Source organism: Curtobacterium sp. MCLR17_055 (genome assembly GCF_003234305.1).
GTDB lineage: Bacteria > Actinomycetota > Actinomycetes > Actinomycetales > Microbacteriaceae > Curtobacterium > Curtobacterium flaccumfaciens.
On record NZ_QKSX01000005.1, the window covers coordinates 127,526 to 147,416 of the forward strand.

Genomic DNA, 19,891 nt, shown 5'->3' on the forward strand with positions numbered 1-19,891 from the left:
CACCGCTGACGAAAGGTTCCCCATGTCGATGACCGTCCTGCTCGAGGTCCAGTTCCAGAGCGACGCCCCCGAAGACGCACTCCAGGGTGCGATCCGCGAGACGCTCGAACAGACTGCGTCGTTCCACGGCCTGGAGTCGCTCGAGGTCCTGGTCGACGACGAGGACCCGGCGCGCATGGTCGTCGTCGAGTCGTGGACGACCGCCGAGGACCACGACACCTACGTGGCCTGGCGTGCGACGCCGGAGGGTGCTCCGGCGATGGCGCCGTTCCTCGCCGCGACTCCGGTCACCCGCACCTTCGCGCGGACTCTCCCCCTCGACTGAGCGCACGCCGACGCCGAAGCTGACGCCGGCGTCAGCGCCGGTGCCGCGGCACGACGACGGCGCGATCGCTCAGATCGATTCGTCGTCGGTGTCGAGCGGCACCGGTCGGTCGTCGTCGGGGAGCAGTTCGTCGTCCGCGTCGTCGACCACCGGCAGGTCGTCGGGGTCGAGCACGGTCGGCTCCGGCTCGTAGTCGGTCTCCTGCGCCTCGCGGAAGTCGTCGAGGGTCTCGTCGTCCTTCGGATCGCTCATGGCCCCGAAGCTACCTCCGGATCCTCGACGTGTCCGCAGACGATCAGCGCTCCCGAAGACGGTCAGCGAGCGGCGTGCTCCCGGGCCTCCATGGCGTCCCAGGCGAAGCTCGCCAGCCAGTGGGTGGAGTAGTACTCCTCGCCCACGCTCGCGGCGAGACCCGAGGCCAGCAGCCGGTCGGCCGCATCGTCGAGCAGGTCGGCGATGCCGGTGCCGGAGTCGTCCGGACCGCCGGCGCGGAGTGCGTCTGCGATGCGCCGGGCCGATCCCGCCCGCGACAGGTCGAGCCCGAACAGGTGCACCTGCTGCGGGTCGTTCTCGTCACGGACCACCGTCGACCGCAGGATCGCGTCGCCCGGCTGCACCGCGGCGAAGAAGCCGCGGGCCCACGTGGCGAACTCAGCGGCGGGCAGCACCGCCCGCATCAGGTCGGCTTCGGCGAGGCCCGCGGACAGGAAGTCGTGCCCGCTCCGCTCCCAGGCGAACGGCCACCCGGCGTCCGCGCCGAACCAGTCCTTCGCAGCCCCCTCGACCGCTGCCGCCAGGGCCGGACGGTCGAGCGACCGGGCGGCCTCGAGCACGAGCAGCAGCCCGAACGCCGAGTTCGAGTGCACGCCGTGCCGGACGGGGTGCGCGGCGCCGTCGATCCACCGGACGACCAGGTCTTCGAGGACGTCGACGACGGGTGCGAACCCCGGTGCCAGTGCCCGGACAGCGGGCGCCTCGGATGCCGACACCTCGGCGGCGAGCCGGGCGAGCCAAGCCCAGCCGTAGGGGCGCTCGTAGTGCGGCGTCTCGCGCAGGTAGGCCGCCTCGGTCGCGAGGTGATCCGTCGTGAGGTGCGCCTGCAGGATCGAGGTGAGCCGGGCCTCCAGGTCGGTGGGCAGGCCGTGCGCGACCAGGCGCGCCGCGAGCCAGTGCATGTGCACCGACGAGTGCCAGTCGTACGACGTGGCGAAGGCGGGGTGGAGCTCGACGGGCAGGGCCCGGTCGTCCGGTCCGGACGTCGCGTGGTGCGCGGCGTACGGGTACTCGCGGGTCGTGTTGTCCGCGGCGACGGCCGCGAAGCGGTCGGCCCAGGCGGCCCGGGTCAGGTCGGTCGGGGCGGCATCAGAATGCGACAAGGTACATGACTCCCATGTTGACGACGAGCAGGATGGCGGCGGTGGGGATCTGCGCCTTGATCGGGCCGTACTTGTCCCGCATCTCGAGCAGGGCAGCCGGCACCAGGTTGAAGTTCGCGGCCATCGGGGTGACGAGCGTGCCGCAGAAGCCGGCGAGCATGCCGATCGCGAAGATCGCGGCGGGGTTGCCGTCGAAGCCCTGCACCAGGACGGGCCAGCCGATCGCGGCCGTCATGATCGGGAACGCGGCGAACGCGTTGCCCATGATGATCGTGAACAGGGCCATGCCGAGGCAGTAGATGACCACGGCGGCGAGCAGCGAGCCGTCGGGCAGGACCGACTTGATGATGGTGCCGACGGCGTCACCGACGCCCGCCTGGGTGAAGACGATGCCGAGCGTCGAGAGCATCTGCGGCAGCAGCGCCGCCCAGCCGATCGCCTGCAGCAGGCGACCGCCCTCGCGGATCGGGGTGGCGATCTTCGGCGGGCGCAGGACGAACACGGCCACGACGACGGCGAGCACCGAACCGATGCCCAGACCGGTCAGGGTCGCACTGCCCTCGGCGAGGAGCGGTTCGCCGCCGAACGAGACGAGCGGGCCGAGTGTCGCGACCAGCACGGCGACCACCGGCACCACGAGGGCCGGGATGAAGAGCCGGTTGCCGTACTTCGTCGCGAAGGCGGCGCGCTCGTCCGGGCTGGTGGTGGCGAGCACACTCGTGCTGCCGCTGCCGGCGTCCGTGATCTTCTGCGTCACGCCGGTGGGTTCGGCGGGGCCGGTCTCGGCACCCGTGCCGGCGCCGGGGATGCTCGCGACCCGGGTACGGCTCGTCGTGCCGGTGAAGCCGAGCCCGGCGAGCGCGACCATCACGAGGACGGCGATCCCGAGTGTCCAGGCCGGCACCGTGCCGGCGGCGACGAAGGTGCCGTAGAAGAACGACAGCCCGAGGATGCCCCAGAAGGCCGCGTTGCCCAGGCGCTTCGCGTGCGCGGTGTCGGTGACGATCAGGACGGCGACGGCGATGAAGAACGCGCCGATGAGCCAGTAGAGCCATTCGCTGGTGATCACGCTGCTGCCCCCAGGGTCGGGGCGTCGGCACGGGCGTCCGCCGCCATCTTGTCGAGTCGGCGGTCGAACAGCAGCAGGCGTCCGCCGTGCACGATGAGCGCCGCGATGCCCGTCGGGATCGCCCACAGGGCCAGGTCGATCGGTTCGAGCGACAGCCCGTAGGTCGAGTCGACGAACGTCGTGATGAGCAGGATCGAGCCGACCGCGACGAAGACGTCCTCGCCGAAGAACACACCGACGGTGTCGGACGACGCCGAGTAGCCCTTGATCTTCTCGCGCATGCGGTCGTCGATCCGCCCGTACTTCTTGATCGCCGCGCCCTCGGCCATCGGGTAGACCAGCGGGCGCACCGTCTGCGCCGGCCCACCGATGCTGGTCAGGCCGACCGCCGCGGTGACCTGCCGGATCACCAGGTATCCGGCGAGCAGACGACCGGTCGTGAGCTTGTCGAGCTTCGCGATCAGGCGCTTCGCCTGGTCCTGCAGGCCGTAGCGCTCGATCAGACCGATGACGGGCAGGACGAGCGCGAAGGTCGTGACGGACCGGCTCGAGGCGAACCCGTTGCCGAACGCGTCGAGGATGCCGACGGGACCGATCCCGCCGATGGCCGCGGTCACGATGCCCGCGACCGTGACGACGAGGAGCGCGTTGATGCGCAACGCGAAGCCGACGATGACGACGGCGACGCCGATGAGGACGAACATGCGGGACAGTCTGGACCGCATTGTTCAACAATCGCAAGAGCCGGTTCTGCTCTGTAACACGCCCTTCACAAACGCCACCCGTGCCAGGATCGGTGCCATGACCCGAACCGTCGGCGGCGCTGACTCCACGGCCACGCGGTTGCGCACCATGATCGCGTCGGGTGGGTTCTCCCCCGGGGCGCAGCTGTCCGAGGAGCGGTTGAGCGACCAGCTCGGGGTCTCGCGGAACACCCTGCGCGAGGCCTTCCGGCTGCTCGCCCGCGACCGTCTGGTCGAGCACGTGTTCAACCGCGGGGTGTTCGTCCGACGCCTCTCCGCCGCCGACGTCACCGATCTCTACGCGGCTCGGCGGGTGCTCGAAGAGGCAGCCGTCCGTGCCTGCACCCCCGACGCACCGGCACTCGCCGAGGCCGCCGCAGCGGTCAGCGACGCCCGGGCAGCCGCGTCCGCGGGCGACTGGGGCGCGGTCGGCACGGCCGACATCCGCTTCCACGCCGAGCTCGTGCGCGCGGTGCCGAGCGAGCGGATCCACGCCCTGATGGACGGCCTGCTCGCCGAGATGCGGCTCGCCTTCCTGACCACCGCGGACCCGGCCTCGTTCCACGCCGACTTCGTCGAACGCAACGACGCGATCGTGTCCGCGTTGCGCGGTGGCGACCAGGACGCCGCCTCGGCGCTGCTCGCCGACTACCTCGACGACGCGGAGCGGACGCTGCGGGTCGCCGCCGGCGCAGCCGACTGAGGGACGGCCAGGAGGCCCGGTGCGGCTCCGCCCCGCACGCGCAGTCCGAGCGCGCTCACGCTGGCGCCCGCGGATCGCTCGGTCAGGACTTCCCGCCGACCAGGGCCGTGACCGCGTCGACCACGACCTGGCGACGCCGCGGCGGCGTCACGGCCTGCACCAGCGGCTCGTACTCCGGAGCGGTCGCGCTCCAGAACGCAGCGGTGTGCAGGACGAGCCCGAGGAGCACCGCCGGACGGAACGCCCGCGGCAGGACCCCGGCGCGCTGCGCGTGCTCGACCTCGGCCACCGCGTCGGCGTAGCTCGTCGCGACGGACTCGAGCGGGACGTCGGCACGCTCCAGCCGGTGCCAGGTCGCGAGCCGCTGGGCCCAGGGGCGACGGACGTACGAGTCGTGCACCCGGCCGGCCCAGGCGGCGAGGTCGGCGGTGTCGAGTGGAGCCTCGGCGAACGTCTCGGTCACGGTGTCCGCGACGAGGGCGTCGAACAGCCCCTCCTTGCTGCCGAAGTAGTGGAAGACCTGCGCCTTGTTGCTCGACGCTGCGGCACCGATCCGTTCGACCCTGCCGGCGGCCAGTCCGACCGCGGCGAACTCGTCCCGCGCGGCGAGCAGGAGCCGGGCGCGCATCGCGTCAGCGGCGGGGGGCGTGAATCGGGCCATGGCGACCACCGTACCGATCACGTGGCCCGCAGAGCCATCGATGCGGACCAGCGCGCGCAGCAGCCCTGCCCCGAGGCCAGTCGACGGCACTTCCCGGTCCCTTCCGGAGATCCCAGCCACGCGGAGCGACGGTTCCGTGCGCGGCTCGCGTGGATGCCCGCGCGAGCATCGTGACGACGCACGATTCCACCGCAGATGGGCAACTTTGCGTCCCCCGAACTTCCCTAGGCTCGAGACGATCCGGTAACGCGCACCACTCGTCCGCAGATCCGCGGCCGACCCCGATGACGGGAGGTTCGACATGTCCCAGTTCGCCCAGAAGATCTCGCAGGACGCCATCGTCGGAGAGCCCGAGGTCGTCGAGGACCACCTGTCCGTGCGCGAGATCGCCGCCCACCCCGCCTGGCTCCGGCTCAAGCGTGCAGTCGTCGCCCTGCAGGCCCTGCAGACGCGGGACGGCTCCGTCCCCGAACCGTCCGACCACGCCGCTGCCGCCGGTCACGTCGCGGTGATCGTGCCGGCCGTCGCCGAGCTGGCACCGCACTTCCCGCACGACGCCGCGTTCCTGCAGGTGCTGCAGCTCGACTTCGCACGCTGGCAGGAGCAGGGCTTCGGGGTCCCCGACTTCCTCGACTCCCTCACCGCGTTCCAGCCGCAGCAGCACCGCGTCGACGGGCTCGGCCACCTGGTCGTGTTCCCGATGGTCACCCAGAACGGCAGCACCTCGCGCTTCGTCGAGGCGGTCCTGGTCGAGGTCATCTGGCCGGAGTTCATCGCCGAGCTCGAGGCCGGCGACCACGGCAACGCGTTGTTCGTCGCACTGCGGTTCGTCGACTTCACCCCGGGCTACGACACGAACTCGGCGGTGCTGTTCCCCGAGACCGTCGCGATGCGCTCGATCCCCGCCTTCACGTGGGGCGCGATCTTCCAGGACCGCGAGGCCGCCCGCTACCGCCGGGTCGTCCGTGCCGCCGCCGACGTCACCAAGCTCGAGCTGCCGGCCGAGGCCGCTGCGATGCTCGACGACCAGCAGCTGACCGAGCGGGTCTTCGTGATGTGGGACATCATCCACGACCGCTCGCACATGCGCGGGGACCTGCCCTTCGACCCGTTCATGATCAAGCAGCGGATGCCGTTCTTCCTCTACTCGCTCGAGGAGCTCCGCTGCGACCTGACCGCGTTCCGCGAATCCGTGCGTCTGGAACGCGAGCTGTCCGCCGGACCCGACACGGGCCTCCAGGACGCGCAGCGCGCCATCCGTGACCACGCGCGCCTGGTGCAGTACGCGGTCGTCTTCGATCGCATCTTCCGCTTCGCGATCACCGGCAGCCGCATCCGCAACTACGACGGACTGGGCGGCCAGCTGCTGTTCGCCTGGATGCACCAGCACGGCGTCCTGCACTGGACGGACACGCAGCTGACGATCGACTGGCCCGAGGTGCCGGACGTGATCATCGCCCTGAGCGACGAGATCAACGAGCTCTACCGGCGCTCGATCGACCGGCCGAAGTCGGCGCACTGGCTCGCCGCGTACGAGATGCTGACCCGCACGCTCACGCCGCACCCGGCGTCGAAGTGGGCGCGTGGCCTGCCCGACGAGACGCTCGCCGGACCGCCGCGCGGCTACACCGACGCGGTGCTCGACGACGAGTTCCCGCTGTCGATGTTCTACGAGGCCCTCGACAAGAAGATGGCGACCGTCATCGCGTCCACGGCCGGCATCACCGGCACCACGGACGCCGAGCTCGTCAGCGAGGCCGCCGCGTGACCGACGGCTCGGTGGCCGGGCGCCTGGTGCTGATCGCCGGTGCGACCAGTGCCAGCGGCGCAGCCGTCGCGCGAGCGCTCACCGCCGCCGGTGCGGCCGTCGTCGCGGTCGGCACCAGACCCGACGCCCTGGAGGCCCTGCGCGCGTCCGTCCCGGGCGTCACGACGCGGACGTGCGACCTGTCGGACCTCGGTGCGGTCACCGCGTTGGCCGACGACGTCCACGCGGACGCCGGCCGCGTCGACGGACTGGTCCACCTGGTCGGCGGATGGCGCGGCGGTGGCAGCATCGTCGGCCAGTCCGACGCGGACTGGGACTTCTTCGACCGCGCCTTCCGGACCCTGCGGAACACGACCCGGGTCTTCCACGACGACCTGGTGGCGTCCCCTGCCGGACGGCTCGCGTTCGTGTCGTCCACCGCGGTCGACTCCCCCACCGCCGGCGCCGCGAACTACGCGGCGGCGAAGGCCGCGTCCGACGCGTGGGTCCGGGCCGTCGCGCAGGGGTTCCGGAAGGAGGCACCCGAGACCGCCGCGGCCGCCGTGTTCGTCGTCGGTGCACTGTCCGGCCTCGAGGAGCGGCTCGGCGCCGAGGTCGTCCGGCTCTGGGACACCGCACCGGCCGAGGTCAACGGTGCCCGCATCCCGCTCACGGCGGCTGATCCCTCGAACCTAGGATGAACGCGTGACCCTCCGACTGCACGACCTGGACCTGCGGGGCTTCGCCTCGGACAACTACGCCGGCGTCCACCCCGAGATCCTCGCCGCCATCGCAGCGGCCAACGACGGCCACCAGATCGCCTACGGCGAGGACGTCTACACCGCACGTCTCAACGAGGTGATCCGCGAGCACTTCGGGTCGCAGGCCGAGGCGTTCCCGGTGTTCAACGGCACCGGCGCGAACGTCGTCGGGCTGCAGTCGATGCTGCCGCGGTGGGGAGCGGTCGTGTGCACCGCGACCGCGCACATCCACACCGACGAAGCCGGTGCGCCCGAGCGCGTCGCCGGCATCAAGCTCCTGCCGGTCGAGGCACCCGACGGCAAGCTGACGCCCGAGCTCATCGACCGCGAGGCCTGGGGCTGGGGCGACGAGCACCGCGCACAGCCGCTCGTCGTGTCGATCACGCAGACCACCGAGCTCGGCACCGCGTACACGGTGGACGAGGTCAGGACGATCGCCGACCACGTCCACTCCCTCGGCATGAAGCTGCACATGGACGGCGCCCGCATCTCCAACGCCGCGGCGTCCCTCGGGGTGCCCCTGCGCGACTTCACCACCGACGCCGGTGTCGACGCGCTGAGCTTCGGCGGGACGAAGAACGGCATGCTCTACGGCGAGGCGATCGTCGTGCTGAACCCCTCGGCGTCCGAGGGGCTGCACTACCTGCGCAAGATGAACATGCAGCTCTCGTCGAAGATGCGGTTCGTCTCCGCGCAGCTCATCGCCCTGCTCAGCGACGACCTGTACCTGCGCTCCGCCGGGCACGCCAACGCCATGGCCGCCCGACTGCGCGGTGCACTGGAGGCCGGTATCGCCGACGGCAGCATCCGGGGCGTCGGCTTCAGCCAGCAGACCCAGGCGAACGGCGTCTTCGCGACCCTGCCCGCCGGGGTCGCCGACCGACTGCGGAAGCACTTCCGGTTCTACGACTGGGACGCCAGCCGCAACGAGGTGCGGTGGATGTGCGCGTACGACACCTCGGAGCAGGACATCGACGACTTCGTCGCGGCCCTGACGCGGGAGCTCGACGCCGCCTGAGCCGGCACCGTCCGGTCCGGCGCGCACCGGTCGGGCGCGCGCCGAGTCGGCACCGGCGGTCGGTTCATCCGAACGGGATGACCCGCACCACGATCGCCACCACGAGCATCGCCATCGCGACCACGGCGGCCCGCCACAGCACCTTCCGGTGGTGGTCACCGAGGTTCACGTTGGCCAGCGACACCAGCAGCAGGATCGCGGGGACCAGCGGGCTCTGCATGTGCACCGGCTGCCCGACGACCGAGGCCCGCGCCATCTCGGCCGGTGTGATCCCGTACGCCGAAGCGCTCTCGGACAGCACCGGCAGGATCCCGAAGTAGAACGCGTCGTTGCTCATGAAGAACGTCAGCGGCATGCTCAGCACACCGGTGATGCCCGCCAGGTACGGGCCCATCGAGTCCGGGATCACCGCGACGAGCCAGTCGGCCATCGCCGCGACCATCCCCGTACCGTCGAGCACCCCGATCAGCACCCCGGCGGCGAACACCATCGACACGACACCGACGATGCTCGGGGCGTGCGCCACGATCTGCGCGGTCTGCTGCTTGAGCTGCGGGAAGTTCACGAGCAGGGCGATCGCCGTGCCGATCATGAACACGAAGTGCAGCGGCAGCAGGCCCAGCACGAGCGCCACCATCACCGCGACGGTCAGCGCCAGGTTGAACCAGATCCGCTTCGGCCGCAGGGTCGGGCGGTTCGGGTCGAGCATCGTCTCGGCCATGGTGCCGGTCCCCGTGCCGCCCTCGTCCCCCGAACCCGCGCCGTCCACGCCATCGCCGTCCGCACGACGACCGTCGGCCTTCCCGCCGCGCAGTCCGAGCGCGACCGTGGGGCTCGTGAACATCCCGCCGCCGGTCCCGCCCACCGCCGCGAGCACCCGTGAACCGGCCCGAGCGTTCGCCCGTTCGGGCACACGCGCACCCCGCGAAGCCTCGGTGAACTCGATCAGCCCGAGGCGCTTCCGCTCCCGCAGGCCCATCGTCCACGCGAACGTGAAGCACAGCAGCAGCCCGACCACGAGCGACGGCACGAGGGGCACGAAGATGTCCGTCGGGTCGATCTTCAGCGCGGCGGCGGCTCGGGCGGTGGGACCGCCCCACGGCACGATGTTGAGCGTCCCGTTCGTCAGACCCGCCACGCACGTCATCACGACCGGGCTCATGCCGAGCTTCAGGTAGATCGGCAGCATCGCCGCCGTGACCACGATGAACGTCGTCGAGCCGTCCCCGTCGAGCGACACCGCACCGGCCAGCAGAGCCGTGCCGAGCACGATCTTCGCCGGGTCGTTGCCGGTCACCCGCAGGATGAACCGGACGAGCGGGTCGAACAGGCCGACGTCGATCATCAGCCCGAAGTACATGATCGCGAACATCAGGAGCGCGGCCGTCGGTGCCAGCGTGCCGATCGCCTCGGTCACCATGTCGCCGAGTCCCAGACCCGCCCCCGCGAACAGTCCGAACACGGTCGGCACGATGATCAGCGCGAGCATGGGCGACATGCGCTTGGTCATGATCAGGACCATGAAGGTCAGGACCATCGCGTACCCGAGGATGACGAGCATCAGGACTCCTTCGTCCGTGTCTGGCAGTCCGGGCACGCTACGACCCGACCTGGAGGCGCGGCGCGCTTCTGCACATTGGCGCACCATCGCGCGTTGACCGCTTTCTGCGCATTGTGCGCAGGCAGGTCGACTCGCCCTCCGTACGCTGGGGTCGTGACCGACGACCGTTCACGGCGCCCCAGGCTCCGCTTCGCCACCGAGGTGCTCGTGCTGCAGCTCGCCGTGGTGGTCGCCGTCGTCGCCCTGACCAGTGCCGTGTTCGTCCGGATCGAGGTCACCCGGCTCGAGCGCGCTGCCGAGGGGACCGCACTCGCGATCGCACAGAGCGTCGCCGCGCAGTCCGACGTCCGGGCCGCGGTCGCCCGGCTCAGCGTCGACGGCACCGACCTCGACCCCGCGGCCCTGGCCGACGGGCCCGTGCAGCGTGCGGCACTCGCGGCCCAGCGTCGCACCGGGGCGCTCTTCGTCGTGGTCACCGACGACCGGGGCATCCGGCTGGCCCACCCCGACACCGACCGGATCGGCGAGATGGTGAGCACCTCCCCCGACGCCGCACTCGCCGGCCGGGAGACCGTGTCCTGGGCACGCGGCACGCTCGGTGAGTCGGCGCGGGCGAAGGTGCCCGTCTCCGCGCCCGCAGCCGGCGGGGCGGAGACGAGCCGCGCCTCCCGGCAGTCCGTCGTCGTCGGCGAGGTGAGCGTCGGGTTCAACCGGGCACGCGTCTACGACACCCTGGTCGAGGACAGCATGCCGGTGATCGGTGCCGGGCTGGCGGCGGTCCTGCTCGCGGTGATCGCTTCGGTGCTGATCCGACGCAGGCTGGTGCGGCTGACGCTCGGGCTGCAGCCGGAGGAGCTCGTGACGCTCGTGCAGAACCAGCAGGCCGTGCTCGGCGGCGTCGGTGAGGGCGTCATCGCGATCGGCCCGTCGGGGGTCGTCACCGTCTGCAACCCCGAAGCCGTCCGACTGCTCGGGATGGCCGATCCGGTCGGCCGTCCGGTGTCCTCCCTCGACCTGCCCGCGCCGCTCGGGTCGATGCTGGACGTGACCACCGCGGCTCCGGCGAGCGCCACGATCGTCGCCGGGCACCGGGTGCTGCTCGTCGACGTCCGCACGGTGTTCCGCGACGGACGCGACCTGGGCCGGGTCGCCGTCCTGCGCGACCGCACCGACGTCGAGGCCCTGACCCGGCGACTCGATGCCGTCGGGGCGATGAGCACGGCGCTCCGCGCGCAGCGCCACGAGTTCGCGAACCGGCTGCACGCGATCTCGGGGCTGCTCGACATCGGCGAGACCACCCGGGCGCGCGCGTACCTGGCGGACGTGCAGGAGCGGGGGCCGCTGCGCTACCCGGTGCAGCACGCCGACCGGTTGACCGAGCCGTACCTGCAGGCGTTCCTCGGGGCGAAGGGCGTCGAGGCCTCCGAGCGTGGGGTGCTCCTGCGGGTCGGGGCGGAGACGCTCGTGCAGGGGACGATCACCGACCCGGGCGACGTGACGACCGTGCTCGGCAACCTGGTCGACAACGCGGTCTCGGCGGCCCTCATCGGGGACGAGCAGTCGAGGGACGGCGGATCCCCGTGGGTCGAGGTCGAGGTGCTCGACGACGGCGCGACCCTGCACCTGTCGGTGATGGACTCCGGGCCGGGGGTGCCGGACGATGCCGCGGACTCGCTGTTCGTGCGCGGTCCGGCGGCTGCTCCTGCGTCGGAGGACGTCTCGCAGGTGCACGGGCTCGGGATCGGGCTGCCGTTGTCGCGGGAGATCGCCCGGCGGCACGGTGGCGACGTGTGGCTCGCCTCCCCCGGCGGTGACGACCACGGCGCGGTCTTCTGCGCCCGACTGGAAGGAGTGGTGTCGTGAGTTCCGTCTTCACCGTGCTGGTGGTCGACGACGACTTCCACGTCGCCGACCTGCACCGGCGGCAGGTCGACGACGTGCCGGGGTTCCGGGCGCTCGAACCCGTCGGGACCCTCGCGGCCGCGCGCTCCGCGCTGTCGAGCGGGACCGTGGACCTGGTGCTCGTCGACGTGTACCTTCCCGACGGCAGCGGGCTCGAGCTGCTGCGGTCGATCGACACCGATGCCTTCGTGCTGAGCGCTGCTTCGGACTCGGGCACCGTGCGGCGGGCGATGCGGAGCGGGGCACTCGCCTACCTGATCAAGCCCTTCGCAGCCGGGGTGCTGGCCGAACGGCTGCAGGCGTACGCGCGGTCGCGGAACGTGCTCGACGAGCGGTCGACCCTCGATCAAGAGGCCGTCGAGCGGGCGTTCCGGATCCTGCACGCCGGCGACAGCGGTGGGGCGTCACCGTCCCGGGCGGCCACCGCGGCCCTGGTGCTCGAGCAGCTCGTCGCCGGTGAGGAACGATCTGCCGCCGAGGTGGCTGCGGCGATCGGGGTCTCGCGGGCGACGGCGCAGCGGTACCTGGCGCAGCTGACGGCGGACGGGACCGTGGCGATGCAGTTGCGGTACGGGGCTGCGGGGCGGCCGGAGCACCGGTACGTGCGGCGGTGACGGGCCCTGCTGCCCTTGCGTATTTCACCGGATACCGGCAGGTTTGGTCTGACGCGCTCCGATCTCAGCCACACGCGAGCGTGATGACCGACCCAGAAGGAGATCACGTGATCGCGATCGAGATGGCAGCCGCCGTCCTGACCATCGTCTTCGTCGTCCTGCCGGCGCGGGGCACCATCGGCAGGAACGGGCTCGTCGGCATCCGTACCCGGGCGACCATGCGCAGCGACGAGAGCTGGATCATCGGCCACCGAGCAGCGATCGTCCCGACGAGCATCGCCGGCGGCGCGACCGTGGCAGTGAGCCTGGTCTACATCGCACTCGGACGCGCCGACGACATCCCCGCGTTCGTCGCGTGCGCCGCGATCCTCGTCGGCGGAGCCTTCTGGGGTGTGGTGGCCGCAGGACGCGCGACCAGGTGACGGACTGGAGGCGCGGGGCGGGGCCGCACCGGGCCTCCAGTCCGTCAGCTGGTCACGCGACGATCTGCACCTGCGTGGGCACGTCGGTGACGGCGAACGCGGGGGCACGGGTGTGGTTCAGCGCGGACGCCTGGCCCTTCCGGCCGCCTCAGGAGGGGCGCGCGCCGCCCTAGCCCTGTCCCTGGTCCGTGAGGCGCCATCCGGACGCCGTCTTCGTGAAGCAGAAGCTCCACGTGCGGGTCCCGTTCATCGGCTCCGATTCCTCCGACGCTCGACTCGTCACCGTCGTGTCCACGCAGGACTCCGTCTTGTGGCCAGGGTTGAACGGCACCGATTCCGCCTTGTCCGCGACGGTGTACTTCCGCAGCGTCGGGTTCCGGCACCACGCCCACGTGCTGTCGAGCGTCAACGCCTTCGTCACGTCACACCGCTGCGCCTTCGCCGCAGCCAGGTACACCTTCGCCACCTCGACAGAGGTTGCGGACGACGGCGGCAGGCGGGGCGAACTGCACCCGGTCACCAGTGCGAGCCCCGACGCCAGCACGGCGGTCGCGAGGAGCGAGCGCTGCACGAGCAGGAGCCGTCCGTGCGGTCTGCTCAAGCGCATCAAGTCCACCCCTCACGGTGCCGCGGACGATCCGCTGGTCTCGCCCAGCAAAGCGCACCACCCCGATCAGAGCCATGAGCACCCCCACAGCCAGGTCCGCCACTGACGGACTGGAGGCGCGGGGCGGGGCCGCACCGGGCCTCCAGTCCGTCAGGTGGTCACGCGACGATCTGCACCTGCGTGGGCACGTCGGTGACGGCGAACGCGGTGGACGTGCCACGCACGTCGACGCGGTAGTCGCCACGGAAGCCGCGGACCTGCACCCGACCGCGGTCGTCGGTGCGCAGCACCGTCGGGCCGAGCCACCACTCCTCCTTGACCAGGCGGCGGAGCGCGTCGTAGGACGGCTTCGGGGTGCCGTCGGCGCGGACGAGTCCGATCGGGGCGCCGAGCCAGGCGCCGGCGTCGGTGATGCCCCAGTAGGTGATCGCCTCGACGGAAGGGTGCCCCACCAGGCTCCGGTAGTGCCGTTCGATGTCGTCGGCCTGGCGCGCCTCGCCCTCGGGCGTCGACGGCCACGAAGCGACCTGGTGGTCGTTGAGGTCGACGATGTGCGCGGGCATGAGGTCACCGGAGACGAGCGAGGTCTCGGTCAGGTGCAGCGGCAGGCCGTAGCGAGCGAACCGGTCGACCATCGCGAGCATCGTGTCCTCGCCCCAGTAGCCCTGGTGCATGTGGGTCTGCAGTCCGATGGCGTCGATCTGCCCGCCAGCCTCGAGCACGCCCTCGATCAGGCACTCGTACGCACTCGACAGGTCGAAGTCGTTGAGCAGCAGGGTGGCGTGTGGATTGGCGGCGCGGGCCTCCTCGAAGGCCATCCGGATCATCGGGATGCGGCCCTTGGCCCGGGCGAGCGGGGTGATCGCGTTGTCGCCGTTGTCGAACACCGGCATGATGACGACCTCGTTGATGGCGTCCCAGGTGTCGATCGTGCCGGCGAAGGCGGAGACCTCGCGGCGGATGCGCTCCCGCTGCAGCTGGTCGACCTCGTCCAGCGGGAGCCCCAGCAGCCAGTCGGGCTGCACGGTGTGCCAGACGAGCGGGTGACCCTTGAGGGCGATGCCGCGGTCGCGGAACCACTGCGCCGTCGTCAGGAGTCTGGCGGTGTCCGGGGCTCCGCGCTCGGGCTCGAAGCGGCCCCAGTAGAACGGGAGCGTCGCGGTGTTGAAGACGTCGGTGTAGAGGTCGGCGAGGTGCTCGGTGCCTGCTTCGTCCTGCGCTTCGGCGTTGGCTTCGCCGGTCGCTTCGCCGGTCGCCTCGCCGGTCGCTTCGCCGTTGGCGAGTCCGATGAAGTCGAAGCCGATGTTGCCGAAGGCGAAGGCGTGACGGGTCTGTTCGACGGTGAGGTCGACATCGGGGATCGGGTTGGCGGTGGCGTCGACGACCGTCAGGGTCGTCTCACCGAAGCGGTGCTCTGTTGCGTGCGTCATCGCGCGTCCTCCGACGTCGTCGTCCGGGATTTGTTGTGCGCGCAAACATAGCAGCGGGGATCGTCGCCGTCACCCGGAAGACGGCCGGGGGTGAGAGGATGCGTTCGCATCCGCACTGCTGCGGGGAGCACGGCATCAGTGTCGGGCCGGAATCGATGTCAACCAAGACCGAGTCGGCCTTGCTGTGAGGTGGCCCCCGTGGTCTTGTTGGAAGCAGAACGTGCAGGCGCCCTGCGTCGCGAGCTGGAAGCCGCGCGCGCGGACGGCCACACGCGCACACGGCTGGAACCGTTCCCGAGCCGCGCGGGCGCACGATGGCTGCTCCGGCTCGCGTTCGCCGTCCCGTTCCTGGTGCTCGCAGCCGTCAGCGCCGACCCCACCGTGGCCGACGTCACCGTCAACCGCTCTGTCGTGGACCACGTCGCGACACTGAGCTGGGACCGCGCAGACGTCTCGTGGCTCAGCGAGCTGTACCCACCGCTGGGCACGATCCTCGTGCGGCTCATCCCCGGCGGCGCCGCCGGACTCGCGGTCGCCGGGGCACTGGTCGCCGGGATCCTGCTGCAGCAGCTGCTCGAGGCCATGGTCCAACGGCGCTTCCCATGGTGGAAGAGCACGGTCTTCCTCATCGCGATCGGCGCGAACCCGCTCTTCGCGTACACCGCCACGGGCAACTTCGAGGCGCTCCTCGGCATCGCGCTGTTCGGGATCGGCGCGATCAACATGGTCCGCTTCGTCTCCAGCCGGAACACCAAGGCCGGCTTCGAGTCGGGGATCCTCTTCATGCTCGCGTCCTTGGCGGACGCTTCGGGGCTCGTCCTCGTGGTCGCGGCGGCCATCACGGCCCCGCTGCTCTCCGTCGCCCGGCGGAGCGAGTCGGGCGCGAGATGGTCGAACGTGCTCATCGTGCTGTTCCCGACCATCGCGGTCTTCGGCGCGGTGATGTTCCTCGAGGCACTGTTCGGACGGAACCCGTTGCTGGTGTTCCAGAACGCCGTCCACTACGACCCTGCGCTCTGGGGGCTGGTCCCGGAGCTCGTCACGACGCTCAACGGGCTGCTCATCCTCGCCCCGGTCGCGAGCGGTTGCGCCCTGGCATTGCTGAGTCGTCGGCCCGGTTCGGTCCTGATCTCGGTGTTCGTCTTCGGGGCGCTGATCATCGGCTACGTGGGTGGTCTCATCCCGGTGAACTCCGCGGGCAACGTGTTCCTCATCATGACGATGATGGGCATCGCCGTGGTCCCCGCCGCCCGGACCACCCGGGCGAGCGGCCTGATCGCCGCCGTGGGCGCGGCGCAGATCGTGATCGCGTGGGCGGCTGCGTTCAACCGGCCGATCACGCTGGAGTGGATGGCCGCCATCGGTGACTCCCTCGGGTGGTGGTGACGAGTGACGACCCCACACCTCTCCGGGCTCGGCCGGCACACAGCCACGTCCCGACCCGATGAACTCACCGAGCTCGAGGCCTCCGGGATCGACCCGGCGTTGCAGCGCCCCGGATCCGGGCAGCGGTACCTCGCCGAGGACTGGATGCCGGTCCGCGTGCTGCAGGACGGCAGCATCCTCGTCCTCACCTCCGGCCGGGCCGACGACGCCGCACTCGGGGATGCGTTGTCCGAGGAACTCGGGGCTCCGGTCACGTTCGTCTCCGTCGACAGCTGGACCCTCCGCCGTGCCGTGCTGAGCCAGTTCCACGGGGCCGTGGCCGATGCCGCTGCGAACGAACTCCATGACCGGAACCCGACGCTCTCCGCCCGCGTCGTCTTCTCGCGGTCACAGAAGGCCTCGGGCATCGTCCTCGCCGTGATCGCCGTGGCGTGCGGGATCATCTGGCCGGTCCAGACCGCGATCGCAGCGCTGATCGCAGCCAGCCTGGTGTTCCTCGCCGGGACGGGCTTCAAGTTCGTCGTCGCCACGCAGGGAGCCCGCTACGACGTCGTCGAACGGATCACCGACACCGAGGTCTCTGCCCTGGACGACGCCGACCTCCCCGGCTACACCGTCCTCGTGCCCGTGTTCCGCGAAGCGAACATCGTCGCCCAGCTGATCGACAACCTCGGCGGCCTGGACTACCCCGTGCACAAGCTCGAGGTCATCATCCTGACCGAGGAAGAGGACCAGGAGACACGGGACGCGATCGCCGCGGCGAACCCGCCACCGCACTTCCGCGTCATCACCGTGCCGAAGGGGCACCCGCAGACAAAGCCACGTGCGTGCAACGTCGGACTCTACGTCGCGACCGGCGAGTACCTCGTGATCTACGACGCCGAGGACACACCAGACCCCGACCAGCTGAAGAAGGCACTGATCGCGTTCGAGCGCGGCGGCGAGGCCACGGTGTGCGTGCAGGCGGCACTGAACTACTTCAACGCCCGCGAGAACGTCCTCACCCGCATGTTCACGCTGGAGTACTCCTACTGGTTCGACTACATGCTGGCCGGTCTGGACCACGCGTCCCTGCCGATCCCCCTGGGCGGCACGTCGAACCACTTCCGCACGGCATCGCTCATCGAGCTCGGCGGTTGGGACCCCTACAACGTGACCGAGGACGCCGACCTCGGCATCCGGGCGAGCGCCGTCGGGTACCGCGTGGGCGTCATCAACTCCACCACCATGGAGGAGGCCAACACCTCGGTGCCGAACTTCATCCGGCAGCGGTCCCGCTGGATCAAGGGCTACATGCAGACCAGCTTGGTCCACGCCCGTCGGCCGCTCGCACTCGTCCGTGAGATCGGACTCGTCCGGTTCGCGGCGTTCGTCCTGCTCATCGCGGGCACCCCGGCGACGTTCCTCTGCGTGTTGCCGTTCTACGCGCTCACCGCCGTCACGTTCTTCCTGCCACGGGAGACCGTCGACGCACTGTTCCCGGTGTGGGTGCTGTGGCTGTGCCTGTTCAACTTCCTGGTCGGCAACGCGATCATGATCTACCTGTCGATGATGGGCCCGTTCAAGCGCGGGACCTTCCACCTGATCCTCTGGTCGCTCCTGAACCCCGTGTACTGGACGCTGCACTCCATCGCCGCCTACAAGGCGCTCTGGCAGCTCCTGACCCGGCCGCACTACTGGGAGAAGACGGAGCACGGGCTGACAACTCAGGGGTCTGCGACGGTGACGTCGCCCGACTCGCCGAGCTGAGCGGGAGGCCCGCCAGGGCAGCGATTCCGGTTCGCCGGCGGCCCACGAACGGGAGGATGCAGCAGGCCGCCGCCGTAGGGAACACTTGCCACGACATGCGCACTCGGTCCCCCCACGCCCGCCGCGGCCTTCGACGCAGCACACTGGTCATCGGCGTCGCCGTCGTGGCCCTCGTGTCATTCACGGCCTGTTCTGATCACCCGACGCCGGAGGAGAACGACAAGGCCCACTCCGGCTGGATGCAGCGCGTGCAGGACCGATGGGCCGGACAACCTGGCGGACTCGGCAGCGGTGCCGGCACCAACGATTCATCCAGCCGACTCTCCCTCGGCACCGACGGAGCCGGGGACCGTGCGCGGATCCGCGTCTCGATCACCTGCCAGGGTGACGAAACCGTGCAGATGGCCGTGTGGGCCGGACGCATCGGTGCGAACGGGTCGGAGACGGGCAAACGGCTCACGTCACGCTCCGTCCACTGCGGACACGACGAGGACCTGTACGTGGTCACGTCGAGCGCGGCGATCACGATCGGCCCGACCGCCGGAGACGGCACCGTCGGCTGGTACGCGGCGGCCTACAGCGATCTCGCTGCGCGCACGCGCTGAGTAAGCACCGCAACAGCGGAAGCGCTTCCCGCCAAGGGCGCAGGCCGATCCTGCGACCGGGCCGGTTTCCGTCGACACCACACGGCGGCCTGGAGGCGCGTGGCGGCGCCGCCACGCGCCTCCAGGCCGTCTTCCGGTCACGTCGAGGGCGCACGCGACCCGTCCCTAGGGTGGTGGGATGCGATCGCTCACCAAGCTCGATGACTGGAGCAGGTCCGACGTCGAGGCCGTCTTCAGCCTGGCCGACGACTACCGCGACGGCCGAGGACCCGCGACCGCGGGCTCCGCGGCGATGTTCTTCCCGTCGACGAGCCTGCGGACCCGGGTCACGTTCGAACGGGGCGCGTCCCTGATGGGCCTGCAGCCGATCGTGTTCCCGGACACCACGCTCGACAAGCCGGAAGCGTTGACGGACGTCGCGCAGTACCTGGCGGCGTGGGCGGACATCCTCGTCGTGCGCCATCACGACCTCGCGGTCGTCGAGGGCCTGGCCGCAGCAGCGGCACTGCCCGTGGTGAACGCGATGACCGACGAGAACCACCCCTGCGAGGTGCTCTCGGACCTGTACGCCCTGCGGCAACGAGGCAACATCTCGTCTTTCCGCTACGTGTTCGTGGGCGCAGACGGGAACATCGCCCGAGCGTGGCAGGAAGCGGCTCGGGTCCTGCAGCTCGATCTGGTCCAGTGCTGCCCCGCCGATCTCGCTTCCCCGGGTGTGGTGTGGACGGACGACCTGGAGACCGCCGTCCGGTCAGCGGACGTAGTCCTCACCGACGGCCCCGGCCAGCACGCCCGGGCGCTCGAACCGTTCCAGATCACCGCGGCCCTCCTCGACCTCGCACCGAAAGGGATGGTGCTCGATCCCTGCCCGCCCTTCCTGCGCGGCCGGGAGGTCAGCGCCGACGCGCTCGAACACCCTGCCTTCGTCGGCCACGCCTTCAAGGCGGCCCTGCTGCCGGTTCAGCAAGCCGTCATGGCGCACTGCCTCGAACTGCTGTCCGCGAACCGCTGACGCGAGGCCGGTGTGCCACGGTGCACCTTTGTCGGGGTTCGGACACGAACCCGAGCCACGTGATCCACCTGCGGTAGAAAGGTGACGCCGTCGCGCAGGTGAACGACGCGCATTGCCGAGGGAGAGCGTCGTGGTACGTCAGAACAGGACCTCGTCCCGATCGTTCACAGCGCCTGCCCCGCACCGTGTCAGACGGACCA

General features: G+C 70.7%; 20 protein-coding genes. 13 read left to right on the top strand and 7 right to left on the bottom strand.

The window, feature by feature from the left end:
* Nucleotides 1-22: 22 nt before the first annotated feature.
* Complete coding sequence (locus DEJ09_RS06175) at nt 23-325, top strand: putative quinol monooxygenase (protein ID WP_111024724.1); 303 nt, start codon at nt 23-25, stop codon at nt 323-325.
* A 69-nt stretch (nt 326-394) separates the two neighbouring features.
* Here DEJ09_RS06175 and DEJ09_RS06180 read toward each other — a convergent pair whose 3' ends face one another.
* The 4 genes from DEJ09_RS06180 to DEJ09_RS06195 form a co-directional block, all read right to left on the bottom strand.
* Nucleotides 395-577 (bottom strand): hypothetical protein, encoded by a 183-nt coding sequence (locus tag DEJ09_RS06180; RefSeq protein WP_111087927.1) that lies wholly within the window; start codon nt 575-577, stop codon nt 395-397.
* Nucleotides 578-639: 62 nt separating this feature from the next.
* Nucleotides 640-1,701: a DUF2891 family protein gene (locus DEJ09_RS06185; RefSeq protein WP_111087928.1), complete on the bottom strand. Its 1,062-nt coding sequence runs from the start codon at nt 1,699-1,701 to the stop codon at nt 640-642.
* Complete coding sequence (locus DEJ09_RS06190; RefSeq protein WP_111030606.1) at nt 1,688-2,770, bottom strand: DUF979 domain-containing protein; 1,083 nt, start codon at nt 2,768-2,770, stop codon at nt 1,688-1,690. The genes DEJ09_RS06185 and DEJ09_RS06190 overlap by 14 nt, the downstream gene beginning before the upstream one ends.
* Nucleotides 2,767-3,474 (bottom strand): DUF969 domain-containing protein, encoded by a 708-nt coding sequence (locus tag DEJ09_RS06195; protein WP_111087929.1) that lies wholly within the window; start codon nt 3,472-3,474, stop codon nt 2,767-2,769. The genes DEJ09_RS06190 and DEJ09_RS06195 overlap by 4 nt, the downstream gene beginning before the upstream one ends.
* Before the next feature lie 97 nt (nt 3,475-3,571).
* Here DEJ09_RS06195 and DEJ09_RS06200 point away from each other — a divergent pair, with 97 nt between their 5' ends.
* Nucleotides 3,572-4,216 (top strand): GntR family transcriptional regulator, encoded by a 645-nt coding sequence (locus DEJ09_RS06200; protein ID WP_111030607.1) that lies wholly within the window; start codon nt 3,572-3,574, stop codon nt 4,214-4,216.
* Between the two features lie 82 nt (nt 4,217-4,298).
* On the opposite strand, the gene DEJ09_RS18045 is transcribed toward DEJ09_RS06200, so the two are convergent.
* Entirely contained in the window at nt 4,299-4,877 is a 579-nt protein-coding gene (locus DEJ09_RS18045) for a TetR family transcriptional regulator (RefSeq protein ID WP_111122850.1), read from the bottom strand.
* Between the two features lie 301 nt (nt 4,878-5,178).
* Between DEJ09_RS18045 and DEJ09_RS06210 the strand changes: the two genes are divergently transcribed.
* From DEJ09_RS06210 to DEJ09_RS06220, 3 genes are read left to right on the top strand one after another with little or no spacing between them, the layout of a single operon-like run.
* Nucleotides 5,179-6,645 carry a DUF6421 family protein gene (locus tag DEJ09_RS06210; protein WP_111087931.1) on the top strand — a complete coding sequence of 489 codons (1,467 nt, stop codon included), beginning with the start codon at nt 5,179-5,181 and terminating at the stop codon, nt 6,643-6,645.
* Nucleotides 6,642-7,325, top strand: a complete 684-nt coding sequence (locus tag DEJ09_RS06215) for an SDR family NAD(P)-dependent oxidoreductase (protein ID WP_111087932.1) — start codon at nt 6,642-6,644, stop codon at nt 7,323-7,325. The genes DEJ09_RS06210 and DEJ09_RS06215 overlap by 4 nt, the downstream gene beginning before the upstream one ends.
* Before the next feature lie 4 nt (nt 7,326-7,329).
* Nucleotides 7,330-8,403 carry a low specificity L-threonine aldolase gene (locus DEJ09_RS06220; RefSeq protein WP_111087933.1) on the top strand — a complete coding sequence of 358 codons (1,074 nt, stop codon included), beginning with the start codon at nt 7,330-7,332 and terminating at the stop codon, nt 8,401-8,403.
* A gap of 64 nt (nt 8,404-8,467) precedes the next feature.
* On the opposite strand, the gene DEJ09_RS06225 is transcribed toward DEJ09_RS06220, so the two are convergent.
* A complete protein-coding gene (locus DEJ09_RS06225) occupies nt 8,468-9,964 on the bottom strand; it encodes a CitMHS family transporter (protein WP_111024731.1) in 1,497 nt (498 codons plus the stop codon).
* 153 nt (nt 9,965-10,117) lie between these two features.
* Between DEJ09_RS06225 and DEJ09_RS06230 the strand changes: the two genes are divergently transcribed.
* The 4 genes from DEJ09_RS06230 (at nt 10,118) to DEJ09_RS17920 (ending at nt 13,615) form a co-directional block, all read left to right on the top strand.
* Nucleotides 10,118-11,827: a sensor histidine kinase gene (locus tag DEJ09_RS06230; protein ID WP_111087934.1), complete on the top strand. Its 1,710-nt coding sequence runs from the start codon at nt 10,118-10,120 to the stop codon at nt 11,825-11,827.
* The gene (locus DEJ09_RS06235) at nt 11,824-12,480 is read left to right on the top strand and encodes a response regulator (RefSeq protein ID WP_111087935.1); all 657 of its coding nucleotides are present in this window, start codon (nt 11,824-11,826) and stop codon (nt 12,478-12,480) included. The genes DEJ09_RS06230 and DEJ09_RS06235 overlap by 4 nt, the downstream gene beginning before the upstream one ends.
* Nucleotides 12,481-12,587: 107 nt before the next feature.
* Nucleotides 12,588-12,902 (top strand): SdpI family protein, encoded by a 315-nt coding sequence (locus tag DEJ09_RS06240; protein ID WP_110864167.1) that lies wholly within the window; start codon nt 12,588-12,590, stop codon nt 12,900-12,902.
* Between the two features lie 215 nt (nt 12,903-13,117).
* Nucleotides 13,118-13,615, top strand: a complete 498-nt coding sequence (locus tag DEJ09_RS17920) for a hypothetical protein (RefSeq protein WP_146245679.1) — start codon at nt 13,118-13,120, stop codon at nt 13,613-13,615.
* Nucleotides 13,616-13,667: 52 nt separating this feature from the next.
* Here DEJ09_RS17920 and DEJ09_RS06250 read toward each other — a convergent pair whose 3' ends face one another.
* A complete protein-coding gene (locus tag DEJ09_RS06250) occupies nt 13,668-14,939 on the bottom strand; it encodes an endo-1,4-beta-xylanase (protein ID WP_111087937.1) in 1,272 nt (423 codons plus the stop codon).
* Nucleotides 14,940-15,137: 198 nt separating this feature from the next.
* On the opposite strand from DEJ09_RS06250, the gene DEJ09_RS06255 reads away from it, so the two are divergent.
* From DEJ09_RS06255 to DEJ09_RS06270, 4 genes are all read left to right on the top strand, one after another.
* The gene (locus DEJ09_RS06255) at nt 15,138-16,325 is read left to right on the top strand and encodes a hypothetical protein (protein WP_111087982.1); all 1,188 of its coding nucleotides are present in this window, start codon (nt 15,138-15,140) and stop codon (nt 16,323-16,325) included.
* Nucleotides 16,326-16,328: 3 nt separating this feature from the next.
* Nucleotides 16,329-18,074: a glycosyltransferase gene (locus tag DEJ09_RS06260; protein WP_111087938.1), complete on the top strand. Its 1,746-nt coding sequence runs from the start codon at nt 16,329-16,331 to the stop codon at nt 18,072-18,074.
* A gap of 95 nt (nt 18,075-18,169) precedes the next feature.
* Entirely contained in the window at nt 18,170-18,679 is a 510-nt protein-coding gene (locus DEJ09_RS06265) for a hypothetical protein (protein ID WP_146245680.1), read from the top strand.
* Nucleotides 18,680-18,857: 178 nt separating this feature from the next.
* The gene (locus tag DEJ09_RS06270) at nt 18,858-19,691 is read left to right on the top strand and encodes an ornithine carbamoyltransferase (RefSeq protein WP_111087940.1); all 834 of its coding nucleotides are present in this window, start codon (nt 18,858-18,860) and stop codon (nt 19,689-19,691) included.
* Nucleotides 19,692-19,891: the final 200 nt, after the last annotated feature.